At 68.3% G+C, this 17,705-nt stretch carries 17 protein-coding genes; 14 read left to right on the forward strand and 3 right to left on the reverse strand.

What is annotated here, in order from left to right; all coding sequences use genetic code 11:
- The 11 genes from ACHAA4_RS13480 to ACHAA4_RS13530 form a co-directional block, all read left to right on the forward strand.
- Positions 1–1,094: DUF418 domain-containing protein (locus ACHAA4_RS13480; RefSeq protein WP_435774696.1), on the forward strand; the 1,094-nt coding region annotated here is incomplete at its 5' end.
- Positions 1,095–1,128: 34 nt separating this feature from the next.
- Entirely contained in the window at positions 1,129–2,040 is a 912-nt protein-coding gene (locus ACHAA4_RS13485) for an ABC transporter ATP-binding protein (protein ID WP_435774697.1), read from the forward strand.
- Complete coding sequence (locus tag ACHAA4_RS13490; protein ID WP_435774698.1) at positions 2,037–2,939, forward strand: DUF2705 family protein; 903 nt, start codon at positions 2,037–2,039, stop codon at positions 2,937–2,939. Before ACHAA4_RS13485 ends, ACHAA4_RS13490 begins: the two co-directional genes overlap by 4 nt.
- A 93-nt stretch (positions 2,940–3,032) precedes the next feature.
- On the forward strand, positions 3,033–4,412 hold the full coding sequence (locus ACHAA4_RS13495; RefSeq protein ID WP_435774699.1) for a sensor histidine kinase: 1,380 nt from the start codon (positions 3,033–3,035) through the stop codon (positions 4,410–4,412).
- Between the two features lie 97 nt (positions 4,413–4,509).
- On the forward strand, positions 4,510–5,319 hold the full coding sequence (locus ACHAA4_RS13500) for a response regulator transcription factor (protein WP_435774768.1): 810 nt from the start codon (positions 4,510–4,512) through the stop codon (positions 5,317–5,319).
- A 36-nt stretch (positions 5,320–5,355) separates the two neighbouring features.
- Positions 5,356–6,675, forward strand: a complete 1,320-nt coding sequence (locus ACHAA4_RS13505; RefSeq protein ID WP_435774700.1) for a M18 family aminopeptidase — start codon at positions 5,356–5,358, stop codon at positions 6,673–6,675.
- Positions 6,676–6,849: 174 nt separating this feature from the next.
- Complete coding sequence (rpsF, locus tag ACHAA4_RS13510; protein ID WP_036475747.1) at positions 6,850–7,149, forward strand: 30S ribosomal protein S6; 300 nt, start codon at positions 6,850–6,852, stop codon at positions 7,147–7,149.
- A 56-nt stretch (positions 7,150–7,205) separates the two neighbouring features.
- Positions 7,206–7,787: a single-stranded DNA-binding protein gene (locus ACHAA4_RS13515; protein WP_106122657.1), complete on the forward strand. Its 582-nt coding sequence runs from the start codon at positions 7,206–7,208 to the stop codon at positions 7,785–7,787.
- A 116-nt stretch (positions 7,788–7,903) separates the two neighbouring features.
- Positions 7,904–8,143, forward strand: a complete 240-nt coding sequence (rpsR, locus tag ACHAA4_RS13520; protein WP_036475751.1) for a 30S ribosomal protein S18 — start codon at positions 7,904–7,906, stop codon at positions 8,141–8,143.
- A gap of 33 nt (positions 8,144–8,176) precedes the next feature.
- Positions 8,177–8,629 (forward strand): 50S ribosomal protein L9, encoded by a 453-nt coding sequence (gene rplI / locus ACHAA4_RS13525; RefSeq protein ID WP_106122656.1) that lies wholly within the window; start codon positions 8,177–8,179, stop codon positions 8,627–8,629.
- A 199-nt stretch (positions 8,630–8,828) separates the two neighbouring features.
- Positions 8,829–9,950 carry an LLM class flavin-dependent oxidoreductase gene (locus ACHAA4_RS13530; RefSeq protein ID WP_435774701.1) on the forward strand — a complete coding sequence of 374 codons (1,122 nt, stop codon included), beginning with the start codon at positions 8,829–8,831 and terminating at the stop codon, positions 9,948–9,950.
- Positions 9,951–10,027: 77 nt separating this feature from the next.
- Here the strand turns inward: ACHAA4_RS13530 and glsA are convergent, their stop codons facing one another.
- Both glsA and ACHAA4_RS13540 read right to left on the reverse strand, forming a co-directional pair.
- The gene (glsA, locus tag ACHAA4_RS13535) at positions 10,028–11,038 is read right to left on the reverse strand and encodes a glutaminase A (RefSeq protein WP_435774702.1); all 1,011 of its coding nucleotides are present in this window, start codon (positions 11,036–11,038) and stop codon (positions 10,028–10,030) included.
- 680 nt (positions 11,039–11,718) lie between these two features.
- Positions 11,719–12,501: an alpha/beta fold hydrolase gene (locus ACHAA4_RS13540; RefSeq protein ID WP_435774703.1), complete on the reverse strand. Its 783-nt coding sequence runs from the start codon at positions 12,499–12,501 to the stop codon at positions 11,719–11,721.
- Positions 12,502–12,585: 84 nt separating this feature from the next.
- On the opposite strand from ACHAA4_RS13540, the gene ACHAA4_RS13545 reads away from it, so the two are divergent.
- Both ACHAA4_RS13545 and dnaB read left to right on the forward strand, forming a co-directional pair.
- Positions 12,586–14,151 (forward strand): condensation domain-containing protein, encoded by a 1,566-nt coding sequence (locus tag ACHAA4_RS13545; RefSeq protein ID WP_435774704.1) that lies wholly within the window; start codon positions 12,586–12,588, stop codon positions 14,149–14,151.
- A complete protein-coding gene (gene dnaB / locus ACHAA4_RS13550; RefSeq protein ID WP_435774705.1) occupies positions 14,148–15,509 on the forward strand; it encodes a replicative DNA helicase in 1,362 nt (453 codons plus the stop codon). The genes ACHAA4_RS13545 and dnaB overlap by 4 nt, the downstream gene beginning before the upstream one ends.
- On the opposite strand, the gene ACHAA4_RS13555 is transcribed toward dnaB, so the two are convergent.
- The gene (locus tag ACHAA4_RS13555; protein WP_435774706.1) at positions 15,506–16,582 is read right to left on the reverse strand and encodes an SDR family oxidoreductase; all 1,077 of its coding nucleotides are present in this window, start codon (positions 16,580–16,582) and stop codon (positions 15,506–15,508) included. The genes dnaB and ACHAA4_RS13555 overlap by 4 nt on opposite strands.
- A 93-nt stretch (positions 16,583–16,675) precedes the next feature.
- Between ACHAA4_RS13555 and ACHAA4_RS13560 the strand changes: the two genes are divergently transcribed.
- Positions 16,676–17,698, forward strand: coding sequence for a helix-turn-helix transcriptional regulator (locus tag ACHAA4_RS13560; protein ID WP_435774707.1), 1,023 nt, complete (start codon positions 16,676–16,678; stop codon positions 17,696–17,698).
- Positions 17,699–17,705: the final 7 nt, after the last annotated feature.

Consider the following 17,705-nt stretch of genomic DNA (forward strand, 5'->3'; position numbering starts at 1 on the left):
CAGTCTTCGAGGGCAAGTCCTATGTGATCTTCTCCTTCCTCTTCGGGCTCTCCTTCGTGCTGCAGTGGAGCGCCGCGCATCGCGCGCGCGTCAGCGAGGTCGCCCGTTCGCAGCGCCGCTTCACCGGCCTGGTGATCTTGGGGATCCTGCACGGGATCTTCCTCTTCGTCGGGGACATCCTGCTCGCCTACGCGGTGCTGGGCTTCGCGCTGCTGGGAATGCGCAGGATCCGGACCCGGACCGCGCTGCTGCTCGCCGCCGGGCTCTGGGCTGCGGTGGCTTTGGCGATCCTGGGCCTGGGGGCGCTGACCTGGGCGATGGAGTCCTCGGGAATGATGGACCCGGCCATGATGGACAGCGACGCAGCGGCGAACTCGGGACTCCTCGTCCCGGCCGATGAGGCGCGCGCGGACTATACCGGCGGACTGGGCAGCTACCTGGCGTTCCAGCTCAGCGCCTATGCGCTGGTGGCGCCCTCGATGCTCTTGGTGCAGGGCCCGATGGCCTTCGCCGCGTTCCTGCTCGGGCTGGTTCTCGGACGCGCCCAGATGATGGAACGCATCCTCGCTGGAGAGATCCCGACGACGCGGCTCGTCGCGATCATGCTTCCCGCCCTCGCCGTGGGAGGCTCGCTCAGCGTGACCGCCGCCTGGATGGTCTGGGGCGCAGAAACGGGCAGACTCGGGGCGGAGACGCTCAGCGCGGGGCTGATCTTCCTGGCCGGACCGGTGCAGGCCACCGGCTATGTGCTCGCGGCGCTGCTGATCCTGCGCCATCGTGGGTTCGGCTGGCTGGTGCGCATCCTGGCCCCGGCCGGGCGGATGTCGCTGAGCAACTATCTGGGCCAGTCCCTGGCGCTGGCGCTGCTGTTCTCCGCGCTGGGGGCCCCGCTGGGCCTGGGCCTGGCGGGCCAGCTCAGTGCGAGCCAGGTGGGCGCCGTCGTCGTCCTGCTCTGGCTGACGCAGCTGGGGATCTCACACCTGTGGCTGCGCTTCTTCGCCCGCGGCCCGGTGGAAGCTCCGCTGCGCGCCTGGACCTACGCGGCCACGCCGTTTCCCGTGAAACCAGCGGCACAGGATCATCCTTCAGCGTGATGCGCACCGCAGCGGGCGGATCTAGCGTGGAGGAATGATCACAGCCAGCGGCCTGAGCAAGACCTACGGGAGCCGAACCGCGGTGGACGGGATCAGCTTCGCGCTGGAGCCGGGCCGGGTCACCGGCTTCCTGGGGCCCAACGGAGCCGGGAAGTCCACCACCATGCGACTGGCCATGGGGCTGGATCGCCCCAGCGCCGGGCAGATCACCATCAACGGCAGGCCCCTCAGGGAGCATCGCGCCCCGCTGCGTGAGGTCGGCGCGGTGCTCGACGCACGCGCGAGCCACCCGGGGTGGACCGGGGAGCAGCAGCTGCGCATCCTCGCCGCGACCCACGCCATTCCCAAGGCCCGGGTCCAGGAGGTCATCGAGATGACCGGACTCAGCTCGGTGGCCTCCCGACGGATCAAGGGCTACTCCCTGGGGATGAGTCAGCGGCTGGGGATCGCGGCGGCGATGCTGGGCGACCCCGGGGTGCTGATCTTCGACGAACCCATCAACGGCCTCGACCCCGAAGGTGTGCGCTGGGTCCGTCAGCTGGTCCGCCGGCTCGCCGCGCAGGGCCGCACGGTGTTCATCTCCTCACATCTGATGTCGGAGATGGCGCAGACCGCCGATCACCTCATCGTGCTCGGGCAGGGCCGGATCATCGCTGATCAGCCGCTGGGCGACTTCATCGACGCCGCCGGGGAGACCCGGGTGCTGGTCCGCACCGAGGATTCACCGACGCTGATGGCCGCGCTCGCCGGCGCGGACGTCACACTGGTCTGTCGGGACGCCGAGACCTTCGAGGTGCGCGGCCTCGACCCTCGCAGCATCGGCCGCCGGGCCCTGGAGCTGGGCGTGGTGGTCCATGAGCTGACCCCGCTGCACTCTTCCCTGGAGGACTCCTACCTCAAGCTGACCGGGGACTACGTCGAACACCGCTCCGGAGGACTCGCATGAACGCCAACATCTCCCGCGCCCCGGGCAGCACCAGCCCCGCCACCGGCAGCATCGCTCCGACCCCCGCCTCGGCTGCGGCGCTGGGCACCGCGGAGCTGAGCATCTCCGGAGCGCTGCGCGCCGAATGGATGAAGCTGACCAGCCTGCGGCTGAACTGGTGGCTGAGCCTCGCCGCGCTGGGACTGATCCTCGTCACCCTGGTCGCCACCGTGCTGAGCACCCACTACCTGCTGGCCGAGAACTCGCCGCAGGGGGCCGAGGCGCAGCTGACCGGGCTTGCCCTCTTCGAGAACGTCTTCTCGAGCTTCACCCTGGTCACCCTGCTCATGGGCGCGCTCGCGGCGGTCGCGATCACCGGCGAGCACACCTCCGGCTCGATCCGGTCCTCGCTGTCCGCCGTGCCGAACCGCACCATGTTCTTCGCCGCCAAGCTGCTCGCGGTCTGCGGCTTCATCGCCGCGCTGACGGCCGCCCTGGTGGTGCTCTGCTTCCTGGTGCTGCTGCCGATGGCCGGCTTCTACGACATCCTCCCCCCGCTGCTGGATCCGGGGCTCTGGTGGATGATCGTGAGCAACTGGGCGGTGGTGATCGTCACCGCCTCGCTCGGCTTCGGGCTCGGCGCGCTGCTGCGCAGCACCGCCGGCGCGGTGGTCACCTACTGCCTGCTGCTCTTCAGCGGACCGATCGCGCTGGGACTGTTGATGGCGATCACGGGCTACGCACAGTGGGTCGAGGAGCTGGCACGGTTCGAGATCTTCCAGCTTCAGCGCCAGTTCATCGGCGGGACCGCCTCCATGGGCACTGATCTGCCGGTGCCCCTGGCCGGTGCGCTGCTGCTGGTCTGGGCCGGCGTCGTCCTGATCCCGGGATGGCTGCTGTTCACCCGCCGCGATGCCTGAGCCGCGCCCTCCGGTCTCCGGTCCTCGGTCTTCGTCCACTGGGCTGGGCCTGAGTGGGAGCCGCGTGCCGACGGGCTCGGTAGAGTCGATGCCGTGATCAACCAGGCGCTCTCCGAAGCATCCGCAGGGCAGGCGATGCCCCCCGGCTTCGAAGACCTCGCCATCGCGCGGCGGCACGGCCTGCGCGGCTGGTTCCGCCGGCATCCGAAGTCGATGAACGCGGTGGTCATCGGCGTCTATGTGCTGCTGACCCTGTGGGTCTACCCCTACGCGTTCTACGATCTGGGCAACGGGGCGCTGTGGCTGCTGATCGGCTACGGCGTCATCGTCGCTGCGCTGTGCTTCCGCCGCTCACATCCGCTCAGCGTGCTCGTGCTGGTGGCCCTCGCCGAGGCCGCGCTGCTGCTCTTCTACCCCTGGCAGGGCGTGCAGATGTGGGGTCTGTGCTTTGCCGCCTATGCCGTGGCGCTGCGGTGCGGCCTGCTGATCGGGCTGATCACGGGGCTGCCCGCCTGCGTGCTGGGCTATCTGACGTTCCTGCGCACCGACATCTGGTCGGAGCGGCACGGCCCGAGCTGGTGGATGGAGAACTACTACGACCCGATGGGGCTCACCGAGTTCGAATCCCTGAGCATCCTGGCGGTGATGATGTTCTTCACCGTCGGGATCTCTGCCGGCATCGGCGCCGCCGTGCGGCGCGGTCACCGTCACGAGGAGGAGGTCCTGGAGTGGGCCCGGCGCAGCCAGCAGCTGGCGCAGGTGGCCGAGCGCAACCGGATCGCCCGCGAGATGCACGATGTGATCGCCCACTCGCTCTCCGTGATGATCTCGCTGGCCGACGGCGCCCGGATCGTGGCGCGCAAGGACCCGCACCGCGCCGGAGAGGTCCTGGAGGAGCTCTCCGCCACCGGCCGCACCGCGCTGGGAGACATGCGGCGGGTCATCGGCGTGCTGCGCGAGGGCGAAGATGTCGGTGCCGCCCGACGCCCCATCGGAGAATCTCTGGAGGATCTCTATGAGAACTTCCGCCAGGCGGGCCTGCCGCTGACCGTGAGCCTCACCGGACCCTCCATGCCCGAGGACGCCGGCTTCGGGCTCACGGTCCACCGAATCATCCAGGAGTCGCTGACCAACGTGCTGCGCTATGGACGCCAGGTCACCGAGGTGGCGGTGCAGATCGAGCACCGCCCCGGCCCTACGTTGAAGGAGTCGCGACGGCTGCGCGCGGAGGGGCTCAGCACGGCGGACCAGGCGGCGCTGGGGATGCCGGCCACCGGACAGGTGGTGCTCACGATCACCGACGACGGCGTGCACCCCACCCCCGGGGAGCGCCGGGAATCGGTGGGAAGCGGCCAGGGCATCCATGGCATGGAGGAGCGCGCCGGCTTCTACAGCGGTTCGGTCTACGCAGGCCCGGCACCGCGCCGGGGCTGGATGGTGCGCGCGGTGCTGGAACCGCCGCAGAAAGGATGACCAGGTGAACAACCACCACGATGACGACGCGGCACGCCCCGCACGCCCCGAGGCGGCTCCGCCCGGGGATCAGCCGCGCGGCGGCCCGCTGAAGGTGATGCTGGTCGATGACCAGCACCTGCTGCGCATGGGCTTCCGACTGATCCTCGAGGGTGAGGACGACCTGGAGGTCGTGGCCGAGGCCGCCGACGGGATCGAGGCGCTTCAGACGCTGGGCGCGCTGCCCGAGGCGCAGCGCCCCGACGTGGTGCTCATGGACGTGCGGATGCCTCGGATGGACGGCATCGAGGCCACCACGGAGGTGGTCGCGCAGTTCCCGCAGACCCGCGTGATCATCCTGACCACTTTTGACCTGGACGAATACGCCTTCTCCGGCCTCCAGGCCGGCGCGAGCGCCTTCCTGCTCAAGGACGTCACCCCGGAGGACCTGGTCCACGCCGTGCGCGTGGTCGCAGAGGGCGACGCCGTGGTGGCTCCGCGGATCACCCAGCGGCTGCTGGAGGTCTACCTGCGCGGAGGGGCCCCGACCGCGCCGTCAGCCCCGCAGAGCGGCGCCGGGGAAGCTCGCGGCGCTCGCGGAGGTGCCGACGGCACCCCACCGGGTGCCGGAGTTTCAGATGCGGGCATTGCGGCGGAGGCCGGCGCAGCGCGACCGCTGCCCGACGGTCGAATGATCGCCGAGGCGATGGATGACGGAGTCCCCCGCGAACCGCTGACCCAGCGCGAGACCGAGATGCTCTTCGCCGTGGCCGAGGGCCTCTCCAACGCGGAGATCGCCGCGAGGTTCTTCCTCTCCGAGGCCACGGTCAAGACCCATGTGCGTCGAATCCTGACCAAGCTGCAGCTGCGGGACCGGGTGCAGGCAGTGGTCTACGTGTTCCAGACCGGACTCCTCGGACCGCTCTGAGGCTGTGGAGCCAGAGGGCTGATTAGGATGGCGGGCATGACAGCACAAGAGCTCATCGCAGACCTGGCCGCCTACGTGACTGCCTCGCCGTCGTCCTATCACGCGGCGGACGTCGCGGCGCAGCGCCTGGTCAGCGCCGGATTCACGCAGCTAGGTGAGCACCAGGACTGGCCCGCCGCTCCCGGGCGCTACGTGGTGGTCCGCGACGGCGCCGTGCTGGCCTGGGTGGTGCCGGCCGGAGCCGCCCCGACCACCCCGCTGCGGATCCTCGGCGCGCATACCGATTCTCCCGGGTTCAAGCTCAAGCCCAAGTCCACGCTGATCAGTCAGGGCTGGCTGCAGGCCGGCGTCGAGGTCTACGGCGGACCGCTGCTGAACTCCTGGCTGGACCGGGAGCTTTGCCTCGCCGGACGCCTGGTCACCCGTGACGGCGCCACCCACCTGGCCTCCACCGGCCCCGTGGCCCGGATCCCACAACTGGCCATCCACCTGGACCGCCAGGTCAACGAGGGGCTCAAGCTCGGCAAACAGACGCACACCAGCCCGATCCTGGGACTCGCCGGCTCCGCCGAGCAGGCCGCCGCCGCCGACGTGCTTGCCCTGCTGGCCGCCTCTGCCGGGGTTGATCCCGCCGAAGTCGACGGCTACGACGTGGTCCTCGCCGACACCCAGGCCCCGGCGACCTTCGGCGCGGCGGCGGAGTTCCTCGCCTCGAGCCGGCTGGACAACCTCTCCTCGGTCCACGCCGGTCTCAGCGCCCTGATCCAGACCGCCGAGGCCGCCGAGACCGGTGCGGTCATCCCGATGCTCGCGGCCTTCGACCACGAGGAGCTGGGCTCGGCCTCGCGCTCCGGCGCCGCGGGACCGTTCCTGGAAGAGGTGCTCGGACGGATCTACGAGGGCCTCGGCCGCGCGGCGGGCCAGTCCGGCGCCACCGCCACCCAGCGCGCCCAGGCGCTGGCCGCCTCCTGGCACCTCTCCAGCGATGCCGGGCACGCCGTGCACCCGAACTACTCCGAACGCCACGACCCGGCGAACCGCCCGCTGCCCAACGGCGGCCCGCTGCTGAAGATCAACGCCAACCAGCGCTACACCACCGACGCCCCGGGCGCGGCGATGTGGGCCCAGGTCTGCCGAGCCGCCGGGGTGCCCACCCAGGAGTTCGTCTCCAACAACGACCTCCCCTGCGGCTCCACCATCGGCCCGATCACCGCCACCCGACTGGGGATCCGCACCGTCGACGTCGGGATCGCGCTGCTCTCGATGCACTCCGCCCGCGAGATGTGCGGAGTCGAGGACCTCGCTCACCTCAGGGACGCGGTGGCGAGCTTCTTCACCACCTCGCTGAACAGCTGAGCGGGTTCGTTCGTCACGCTCGCGCAAAGCCGGTATCATTGTGCAGGTTGTCTGACCTGGTTTCCGCCTGCCCTCATGCCGAGGGCAGATGGACGGGCTCAGATGCAGATGCAGATAGACCCTCCTGTTACGGAAATCCCGTGACCGCAAGGCCAAAGGAGGTGGGTTAACACAATGCGTCACTATGAACTGATGGTGCTCGTCGACCCCGAGGTTGACGAGCGCACCGTGGAACCGACTCTCGGCAAGTACATGGAGGTCGTCAAGAAGGACGGCGGCACCGTGGACAACGTCGATGTCTGGGGCCGTCGCCGCCTGGCTTACGAGATCCAGAAGAAGACGGAAGCGGTCTACGCCGTCGTCAACTTCCACTCGACTCCTGACGCCGCCGCCGAGCTCGACCGACTGCTGCGCCTGAACGAGACGATCATGCGCACCAAGATCACCCGCCCCGAGGAACAGAAGATCGATTAATCCTCCAGGTGGTCTATCCACCTGTCAGGGCGAACCAGCAACCAAGGAGCATTTCCATGGCCGGCGAGACCATCATCACCGTTGTAGGCAACCTGACGGCAGATCCCGAGCTCCGCTTCACCCCTTCGGGCGCAGCGGTCTCGAACTTTGCCATCGCGTCTACGCCGCGGTTCTTCGACCGTCAAGCAAACGAATGGAAGGACGGAGAGACGCTCTTCGTCCGCTGTTCCCTGTGGCGTGAAGCCGCAGAGAACGCCGCCGAGTCCCTCACCAAGGGCACCCGCGTGATCGCGCAGGGTCGCCTGAAGGCTCGGTCGTTCCAGACCAAGGAGGGGGAGAACCGCACCTCCTGGGAGCTCGACGTCGATGAGATCGGTCCCTCGCTGCGCTTCGCGACTGCCAGCGTCCAGCGCTCGAGCGGCGGCCAAGGCGGCCGTCCGAGCGGCGGAGGCGGTTTCGGCGGCGGCAACGCCGGCGGCCAGTCCTCCGGCGGCGGCTTCGGCGGAGGAAACTCCGGCGGCGGCCAGTCCTCCGGCGGCGGGTGGAACAACGATTCCGCACCGCAGGACCCGTGGGGCGGCCAGCCCTCCGGCGGCGGAAGCTGGGGCACCCCTGACAACAACGAGCCACCGTTCTGAGCCTGAGCAGCGCCACGCGCTCCTCGAGCCGACGAACAGCGGCTTGAAAACACACACATTATTCACCATCCCGCATCCCACAGGTGCGGGCTCCGAGAATGAAAAGGAGCACCACGATGGCAAAGGCTGAACTCAAGAAGCCAAAGCCCAAGGCGAACCCGCTGAAGGCTGCTGACATCACGGTCATCGACTACAAGGACACCGCTCTTCTGCGGAAGTTCATTTCCGACCGAGGCAAGATCCGCGCACGCCGGGTGACCGGCGTGACTGTCCAGGAGCAGCGAAAGATCGCCCAGGCGATCAAGAACGCTCGCGAAGTCGCACTGCTGCCGTACGCCGGCGCAGGCCGCGGCTGATCCAGGACTGACTGGGAAGGAAAGGAACAACCCATGGCAAAGCTCATCCTGACTCAGGAAGTGACCGGTCTCGGCGCCTCCGGAGATGTGGTCGACGTCAAAAACGGCTACGCACGCAACTATCTGTTGCCGCGTGGCTTCGCAATGGCCTGGACCAAGGGCGGCGAAAAGGATGTGGAGCGCCTGCGCTCCGCTCGCAAGGCTCGCGAGATCGCAACGGTCGAGGAAGCACAGGCAGTGGCCACCAAGCTGCAGTCTGCCCCCGTGAAGATCACCGTGAAGACCGGCGATTCCGGTCGCCTGTTCGGAACCGTCGGTTCCGCACAGATCGCCGATGCAGTCGAGGCCTCCGGCCTGGGCTCCATCGACAAGCGGACCGTCGAGATCCCCGCACGCATCAAGGCAGTCGGCAACTACAAGGCCACTGTCCGCCTGCACGCTGATGTCTCAGCGACCCTCGACCTTCAGGTCGTCGGCTCGAAGTAAGCAGCACGCAGCATCCCAGCCGTCCGCGGCTGAGACCTGAGAAAGCCTCGGACTCCTCACGGAGACCGGGGCTTTCTTGCGCCCGGGCGGACCCTCAGGGGAATGCCTCCAGCGCAGGCACGGTTATGCTTGGTGTAGTTCAAATTTTAATCAGTGGCCGGGATCGACAGGGTCACCCGTGACGGCGCAGGGAGCAGCTATGCAGTTCGGCATATTCAGCATCGGCGATATGACGCCGGATCCGACAACCGGGCGGGTGCCCACCGAGCATGAGCGGATCCAGTCGATGGTCGCGATCGCGAAGCGGGCCGAAGAGGTCGGACTCGACGTCTTCGCCGTCGGCCAGCACCACAACCCCCCGTTCGTCGCACCGGCCAACCCGCCGATCCTCATGGCCTACCTCGCGGCGCAGACGCACCGGATCCTGCTCTCCACGGCGACCACGCTGATCACCACCACCGACCCGGTGCGCATCGCGGAGGACTACGCCTTCGCCCAGCATCTGGCCCAGGGGCGGGTTGATCTCACCCTGGGGCGCGGGAACACCGGTCCGGTCTACCCCTGGTTCGGCAAGGATATCCGGACGGGGATCCCGCTCGCTGTGGAGAACTACGCGCTGCTGCACCGGCTCTGGCGCGAGACCGAGGTCGACTTCTCCGGGCGCTTCCGCACCCCGCTGCAGGGATTCACCTCCACCCCGCGTCCGCTGGATGACATCCCGCCCTTCGTCTGGCACGGCTCCATCCGATCCCCTGAGATCGCGGAGCAGGCCGCCTATTACGGCGACGGGTTCTTCCACAACAACATCTTCTGGAACAAGGAACACACCGGGCGGATGATCGACCTCTACCGCTCCCGCTTCGAGCACTACGGCCACGGACCCGCCGAGCAGGCCATCGTGGGCCTCGGCGGTCAGGTCTTCATGCGCAGGAACTCGCAGGACGCGATCCGTGAGTTCCGCCCCTACTTCGACCGGGCGCCGGTCTACGGCAACGGACCCTCGCTCGAGGACTTCAGCGCGCAGACCCCGCTCACGGTCGGCACCCCCGAGCAGGTCATCGAACGCACGCTGAGCTTCCGCGAATACGCCGGGGACTACCAGCGCCAGCTCTTTCTCATCGATCACGCCGGACTGCCGCTGAAGACCGTGCTGGAGCAGATCGACCTCTTGGGCGAGGAGGTCGTCCCGGTCCTACGCCGAGAGGTGGCCGCGCGCGCCCCGCAGAGCACCCCTGAGGCGCCTACCCACGCAGTCCTGGCCCGTCGCCGCGCCGAGGGGCGCGATCCCGTCCCAGGCGGCGGCACAGCCGCTGCCGCCTGAGCATGCACTAAGAGCTTCAGGTCCGTCTGTCCTCAGCGCTGTCCGCGCTGGGGCACCGCTGGACCGCAGGGGCCGGGTCAGCCGCGGCGTTCCAACTCCTCGATCACATTGATCCGCTCGTTGCTCATCAAGTGCAGCGAGAGCTCATTGGAGAGATGCTGGAACATCGCTACCCCCTGGACGCTGCTGCCTTCCTCGTTGAGCCGGGGCGCGAAGGAAGCGATGCCGACCTGGCCGGGAAGCACCCCGATGATGCCGCCGGAGATGCCCGACTTCGCCGGGATGCCGACCTGGGTCAGCCAGCGCCCGGAGGCGTCGTACATGCCGCAGGTCGCCATGATGCCCAAGGTGGTGCGGGCAGACTCGGCTGAGACCACGCGCTGACCGGTCTCCGGGTTGACCCCGTTGTTCGCCAGCGTGGCGGCCATCCTGGCGATGTCCTTGACGGTGACCAGGATGGAGCACTGGTCGATGTACCCGCGCACGGCCTCATCGGGTTCGGTCTCCAGGGAGCCGTGGGACTTCAGCATGTGGGCAATCGCCATGTTGCGGTACGCGGTGGAGTACTCCTCCTCGGCGGCGTCCCAGTCGATCTCGAGCGCGCGTCCGGCGAAGGCCGACATGCCGTCGAGGATCCGCGTGGTCCGGCTGCGCACCTCGGAGGTGCGCGAATCGCTGTGGCGGCCGCCGGGATGCTCCTCGTGGCTGGTGTGGTCGACCAGGTGATGGGTGGCGATGGCGCCGGCGTTGATCATCGGGTTCAGCGGCCGACCGGTGCCCCCCTCCAGGGAGAGCTCGTTGAAGGCCTCGCCGGAGGGTTCCATCCCGACCATCTCACGGACCCGGTCCAGGCCGATGTCATCCAGGGCGAGGGCATACACGAAGGGTTTGGAGATCGACTGGATGGTGAAGAGGTGCTCGTCGTCTCCGGCGGAGCACTCCTGTCCGTCTGCGGTCGCCAGAGCGAGCGCCTGCAGGTTCTCATCGGCGTCGCGCAGCCGCGGGATGTAGGCGGCGAGCTTGCCGCTGACATCGGCGCTGGATTCCTTGAGCACCTCGCGCAGATAGGTGTTGATCGATTCGTGCACCGGGTGGCTCCTCGTGTGTTGGTTTCTCTACGCTACCCGCCGGGAGCCGAGTCGCTCAGGTCAGGTTCTCACCAGGTTGTGGAGAACTTGTGGAAAACCATCAGCCGCAGGGCCCATACACCTAACGGCACGGTTACAGCAAGGCGACGCAATGGTGGAAAAACTGATACCAAGATTCTGCAGTACACAGGGCTGTCGCATCATAACTCCAGGTCAGAGGCTACTTGGCGCCGCTATTCGATCGTTATCCACAGCTTCCTGCACACGTTGTGCACAAGACACGCCGCATAGTCCACATTTTCTCCACAGGCAGGGGCATTCCGTCCTATTGCCCCTGCTGGACTCGGGACCTAAAGTGTGGAAAGTCCCTCGGACGTGAATATTGGCTGGGCCCCGCCCAGCGCGCATTCACGCGGCGCCGCACTGCGCGGCGGGAGCGCAGACACGGGGCCGGGAAGAGATTCCCGGTGTGACCGTGGTCGACGTGTCCGAGGCCTCGGAACATCCGAGGAGATCCTGATCTCCGCGCCCCTGCGCTCCGCTGCAGGACATCACGCGGCAGGATCTGGAGGCACATCGGGTCGCCGGGACACCGGCCAAGGGAAGGGGATCACGCGCTCACCGCTCGTGATCCTGCTGCGTCTCCCGGCGATCCGATCCTCGTCCCCGGCGAGCTGCCCTCAGCAGGGATGCGCGGCGATGAAGCGAGCCACCCGGCGGGGCCAGGTGTCGAGCTCCTCCGGGGTCTCGGCGATCTGCAGCTGTGCACCAGGAATCAGCTGGTGCAGCTTCTCCGCCGTGGAGACCGGGTGTGCGTAGTCATCCACCCAGGCCAGAATCAGCGTGGGCACCGCGAGCTCGCAGACCTGATCCGGGCTGGGCAGATCAGTCACCCCGGCTCCGCGGAAGATCGAGGGCAGCAGCTCCTGGCTGACCGCCGGCACCCGCTCCTTCCGACGGTCCGCCAGGGCGGGCGGCGGCAGCACCTGGCGCCCCACGCGCACGAAGGCACCGATGCCGTGGTCCTCGATCAGTTCGGCGGACTTCTGGTAGGTCTCTGCCTGCCCGGCCCGGGTGGCCCAGGCGGTGGGCGGCACCATCAGGGTCAACGTGGCGAAGCGGTCAGGATCGCGCAGCGCCGCATAGAGCAGCGTCGCGGCACCCATCGAGGGGCCCGCGGCGTGGACCTTCTCCCCGGGGGCGAGCTCGTCGAGCAGCTCGAGCAGGTCCTCGGCGAGCCGCGGCCACAGATAGTCCTCCGGCACCGCACGTCCGGTGGAGGATCCGTGTCCACGGGCGTCGTAGCGCAGAACTCGGCAGCCATCGAGGCTGACCGTCATGTCCAGGCCGGCGCGCTGTTCGCGGGAGGCGCAAGAGGTCAGTCCGTGCAGCTGAACGAAGGTAGGACCATCGCCGGTGACCTCGTAGGCGAGCTTCGCCCCGGCTGTCTGGAAAAGCCCCACGATCTCCGACTCCTCCATCTCAGGTGGACAACAAGTTGCGCCGGAAGCATGCCGGCGAAGTGAACGCCACCTAGACTACGCCGTATGCGGTTGACCAATGTGGCGCAGATGCACGCCAGGCCCGGACGTCTGTCCAGCTACTCGGTGGTGGCCCAGCCAGCCGCCGCCATTCCCACGCGCCAGGGCACCGTCGCCGGTTTCAGCGCCGAGCCCTGGGAATCCGGTGCCCAGGCATCCGATCCCCCCGGGGGACTTCCGGTGTCCTTCGATCAAAACCGCCATGTCAGCTTCGGGTCTCGGCCCGGATCCTGGATGGCGGTTTCCTTTCAGCTCGATGGCCCCGCCTCCCTGGACGAGATCGCCGCCGCTTGGCAGGTGGTGGTCCAGCGTCACGGGACGCTGCGCACGGTCTTCGACTGGCGGCCGGAGCATTCTCCGCGCCGCAGTGACACGCATCACGGCAACACCGGTCCTGGAGGGGACTCCGGCGGCCCGGTGAGCGACCTGCTCCTGCGCGAGGTCACGATGCTGCCCGGCACCTGGGAGCAGCTCGCTGCCCCGGAGCAGCCCCGCAGCCCGATCGGATTCAGCACCGGCTCCCGGGTGGCGCTGCAGACCGCGCACCTGGATGCCCCGAGCGAACATCTCAGTGCGGCGGAGGTCAAGGCCGCCCTGCGTGCCCACTTCGACGCCGCCTGCGACCCCTTCGGCACGCCCTCGCACCGGCTCTGTGTCATCGACGACGGTGAGTCGGCCGCGGTGCGCGATACCGCCGGCTCCCCGCAGATCGTCATCGGGGCTGACCACTCCCACGTGGACGCCTGGTCGCTGCTGGTGCTGGTCCGGGACTTCAACGCGGTGCTGAACAACCTGCGGGCCGGTCACCCCGCGGCCCAGGGGCTCCCCATGCCGGAGTCCTTCGCGGCGCACACCCGGGCGATGGAGGCCAAGCCGTTTCCCCCCGAGGCGGTCGTCACCCGCTGGCGGGAGATCTTGGAGGCAGGAGGTGGGGTGATGCCGACCTTCCCGCTTCCGTTGGGCGATATCTCACTGCCGGTGAGTGAGAAGGTCGAGGTCCGGGACGTGCTGGACTCCGCCGAGCTCGACAAGCTCGAGGCCCACGCCAAGGAGGAGGGGGTCAGGCTGATCGCCGTCGCCGTCTCGGTGATGACCCGGCTCTTCCGCGAACTGGGAGACCAGCCGCTGCGCACGGTCTTTCCGGTGCACAGCCGAGACGAGCCGCGCTGGTTCGACTCGGTGGGGTGGTTCATCACCAACGCGGTGCTGGAGAACGACGACGAGAGCCTGCGCGGCAGCTACCAGGCCGTCAAGGAGGCGATCCGGCTGGGCTCGCATCCGATGGCTCCGATCATGCGGCCCTACGGCGGGATGCCGGCCGAACCGGGCATGTTCGCGATGAGCTGGCTCGATCACCGCAAGCTGCCGATCAACGTGGAAGAGGCGCTGAATGCCCAGCACATCTCCGCGGTGGTGCAGACCGATGGGGTGATGATCTGGTTCGTCGTCAATGAGACCGGGCTGCACCTGCGCTGCCGCTATCCCGATACCCCACAGGCTCGGGAGACCATGCACACATGGCTGGAGGCCGTGGTCGAGGGACTGCGTGCACCGAGTATCGTGGAGGGGTGACTACAGAGCTCTACGACACCGGATCCCCGGCAGGGGTGGACTCCCGCACGCCCCCGCAGGACATGGTGGCCGAGCAGTCGGTGCTCGGCGGCATGATGCTCTCCAAGGACGCCATCGCCGACGTCGTCGAGGTGCTGCGCGGTTCGGACTTCTACCGGCCCGCACATGAGCTGATCTATGACGCGATCATCGACCTCTACGGCCGCGGTGAGCCCGCCGACGTGGTCACCATCTCGGACCATCTCACCAAGCGCGGCGAGCTCCAGCGCATCGGCGGCCCGGCCTATCTGCACAACCTGGCCCAGTCTGTGCCCACCGCCGCCAACGCCGGCTTCTATGCCCAGATCGTGCAGGAACGCGCCATCCTGCGTCGACTCGTCGACGCCGGCACCAAGATCGTGCAGCTCGGACACACCGCCGACGGTGAGGTCGAGGGCATCGTCAACCAGGCGCAGTCCGAGATCTATAACGTGGCCGAGAACCGGCAGAGCGAGGACTACGTCGCGCTCTCCGACATCCTGGGCCCCACGATCGACGAGATCGAGACCAACTCCGCCCACGACGGCGGGCTCACCGGCATCCCCACCGGGTTCCGCGAACTCGACGACCTGACCCACGGATTCCACGGCGGACAGATGATCATCATCGCCGCCCGTCCCGCCATGGGTAAGTCCACCCTGGCGCTGGACTTCGCCCGCGCGGCTGCGGTGAACAACAAGATGACCGCCGCCTTCTTCTCGCTGGAGATGGGCCGCAACGAGATCGCGATGCGTCTGCTCTCTGCGGAGTCCCGGATCCTGTTCTCGGACCTGCGCAAGGGCAACATCCGCGACGAGGACTGGGAGAAGATGTCTGAGGCGGTGGACCGGCTCAACGATGTGCCGCTGTTCATCGACGACTCCCCGAACATGTCGCTGATGGAGATCCGGGCGAAGTGCCGCCGGCTCAAGCAGCGTCACAACCTCAAGCTCGTGATCCTGGACTACCTGCAGCTGCTCTCCTCAGGCAAGCGTGTGGAGTCCCGCCAGCAGGAGGTCAGCGAGTTCTCGCGAACCCTGAAGCTGCTCGCCAAGGAGCTCGACGTACCGATCATCGCGCTCTCCCAGCTGAACCGCGGCTCCGAGTCCCGCCCGGACAAGAAGCCCCAGGTCTCTGACCTCCGTGAATCCGGTTCGATCGAGCAGGACGCGGACATGGTCATGCTGCTGCACCGGCCCGAGGTCTATGACAAGGAGACCGAGCGCGCCGGAGAGGCCGACATCATCGTGGCGAAGAACCGTAACGGTCCTACCCGCGACATCACCGTCGCCTTCCAGGGCCACTACGCCCGCTTCCAGGACATGGCCCGCGACTTCTAGCGGTACTCGGCGGCCTCGAGCGTCGCGGCGTCCGCGGTCTCCAGCGTCGTGATGAAGCTCCACGCGTCCGGGCGGGAGCCGTCGACGTCGGTGAGGTCGTAGTGCTGGGCCAGCTCGAAGGAGCTCATCGAGGAGGTGTTCCACCTCGCCCGTCCCGGGTCGGCCGCCAGCGCGGCGATGCCCCGGGAGAGCATGGCCGGGGTCTCGGAGATGACGAACTCATAGGGCGGGACCACCTCGGTCTTGCCGCGGTTGGCCTCGGCGGCGGTGCGCCAGGTCTGCTCGGTGACCCCGAAGCCGTCGAGCATCATCTCTGAGCGCAGCCAGCCGGGGGAGACCGAGACGGCCGTCCCGCCGTGGGGGGCGAGCTCATGGCCCTGCGCGAAGGCCAGCCGGTCCACGGCGGTCTTGGTGAGGTCGTGGAAGACGCTCTCGCGGAAATGGGAGGCGTTGTAGCTGCGGGTCCCATCGGTCACCTCCACCACCAAACCCCCGGGGCGGCGGATCAGCAGCGGCAGTGCGGCGTGGCTGGTGTTCAGATGCGTGGTGAACCCGGTGTCGAAGAGCTTCTTCCCGGCCGTGAGATCGTGGTCCCACAGCGTCTTGCCGAACTCCACATAGGCCTCTCCGCCGATGTCATTGATCAGGATGTCCAGCCGCCCCTGTTCGACATCGATCCGTCTGACCAGCGCTCGGACCTGCTCGATCACCAGATGATCCACGATCACCGGATGCGCGGTGCCGCCGGCATCCTGGATCAGCCGCGCGGTGTCTTCCACCGTCTCGGGCCGACCATAGTCGGAAGGGGAGTTCGCCGTCGAACGCCCGGTGCAGTACACCACGGCTCCGGAGGCGGCGAGCTCCCGGGCGATCGCGCGCCCGGCTCCGCGAGTGGCCCCGGTGACCAGCGCGACCCGTCCGGAGAGGTCCGGGTGGGTCAGGGGTTGGGGGGACGTTGAGGGATCCGCCTCAATGGGGCGCTGCTCCGGTGAGGGCAGCGTAGATGGTGCGGCCGAAAGGAATGGAGTGGACGGTGCTGGCGTGGATGGGGCTGGAGTGGATGGGGCAGACATGATGGTCCTCCAAGGGTCGTGGCATCGGATGTCGAGCAACAGGTTCTCAACAATTACCGACAACCGCTGTCGGAAATTGCCTAGACTTCTGCCATGCGATCCTCACGGCTGGTGGCGCTCCTGCTCGAACTCAGCCGCGCGCAGGTCAGCACCGTGGCGCGACTGGCCGCGGACCACGGGGTCAGCTCGCGCACCATCGAACGGGACATCGCCGCGCTGCAGGCCATGGGGGTGCCCCTGTGGACACGGACCGGACCGGGCGGCGGGGTCGGCCTGGTGGAGGGATGGCGCTCGCCGCTGACCGGGATGACCGCTCCGGAGCTGCAGGCTCTGATCATCGGCGAGGCCGGGTCGCGCGGCCTCGGTCTGGAGGTGGAGTTCCAGACGGCGCGGCTGAAGATGCTCGCCGCCACCGCGAAGACCGGCCAGAGCGCCGCGATCGAACCGGTGCAGGAGCGGTTCCTGCTCGACCATGAGGCCTGGTTCACCGAACCCGAGAGCCCGGATGCTCTTCCGGAGGTGGCGCAGGCCGTCTGGGCCGGTCATCGGCTGCGGATCCGCTACGAGCGAGCCGACGGTGCCGCCGCGATGCGCGTCGTGGACCCGCTGGGCCTGGTGCTCAAGCGTGAGCACTGGTATCTGGTGGCGGCGCATCGACGGACCCCGCGCACCTACCGGGTGACCCGGATCCGGAGGGTGGAGGAGCTGCCAGAAGCGGCCTGGCGCCCTGAGGACTTCTCCCTGGCGCAGCACTGGCAGGATTCCCGGGCCGCGTTCGAAGCCTCGCTGCACACCCTGCCGGTCCAGGTCACCGTGCCGGCCGGTGCGGTGGAGCTCCTGCGAGCCGCCGCCCCCGGGGCGCCGATGAAGCCGCTCGAGGGCGCCGCCGAGACCACGGACTCCGCCCGCATCGCCACTCTCCCCGAGACCAGCGCCGCCGAGACCCGTACCGCCGACACCACTCGCGCGGGCGTCCAGCTGCTGATGGAAGACGTGGAGATCGCGGCCTCCCAGCTGCTCACCGTGCCCGGGGTGGAGGTCCTCGCCCCGGAGTCGCTGCGTCAGCTGGTGCTTGCGCGCGCCCAAGAGCTGGTGGACCGCCACCGCGGCACGTAGGAGCGCG

It is taken from the genome of Nesterenkonia maliinae (assembly GCF_051262655.1).
GTDB lineage: Bacteria > Actinomycetota > Actinomycetes > Actinomycetales > Micrococcaceae > Nesterenkonia.

Coding starts and splice junctions, on each gene's coding strand:
- ACHAA4_RS13555 (WP_435774706.1), bottom strand. CDS start 16,582: ATGTCTGCCCCATCCACTCCAGCCCCATCCACGCCAGCACCGTCCACT.
- rplI (WP_106122656.1), top strand. CDS start 8,177: ATGGCAAAGCTCATCCTGACTCAGGAAGTGACCGGTCTCGGCGCCTCC.
- ACHAA4_RS13505 (WP_435774700.1), top strand. CDS start 5,356: ATGACAGCACAAGAGCTCATCGCAGACCTGGCCGCCTACGTGACTGCC.
- ACHAA4_RS13515 (WP_106122657.1), top strand. CDS start 7,206: ATGGCCGGCGAGACCATCATCACCGTTGTAGGCAACCTGACGGCAGAT.
- ACHAA4_RS13530 (WP_435774701.1), top strand. CDS start 8,829: ATGCAGTTCGGCATATTCAGCATCGGCGATATGACGCCGGATCCGACA.
- ACHAA4_RS13485 (WP_435774697.1), top strand. CDS start 1,129: ATGATCACAGCCAGCGGCCTGAGCAAGACCTACGGGAGCCGAACCGCG.
- rpsR (WP_036475751.1), top strand. CDS start 7,904: ATGGCAAAGGCTGAACTCAAGAAGCCAAAGCCCAAGGCGAACCCGCTG.
- ACHAA4_RS13500 (WP_435774768.1), top strand. CDS start 4,510: ATGCTGGTCGATGACCAGCACCTGCTGCGCATGGGCTTCCGACTGATC.
- ACHAA4_RS13545 (WP_435774704.1), top strand. CDS start 12,586: ATGCGGTTGACCAATGTGGCGCAGATGCACGCCAGGCCCGGACGTCTG.
- ACHAA4_RS13490 (WP_435774698.1), top strand. CDS start 2,037: ATGAACGCCAACATCTCCCGCGCCCCGGGCAGCACCAGCCCCGCCACC.
- ACHAA4_RS13560 (WP_435774707.1), top strand. CDS start 16,676: ATGCGATCCTCACGGCTGGTGGCGCTCCTGCTCGAACTCAGCCGCGCG.
- rpsF (WP_036475747.1), top strand. CDS start 6,850: ATGCGTCACTATGAACTGATGGTGCTCGTCGACCCCGAGGTTGACGAG.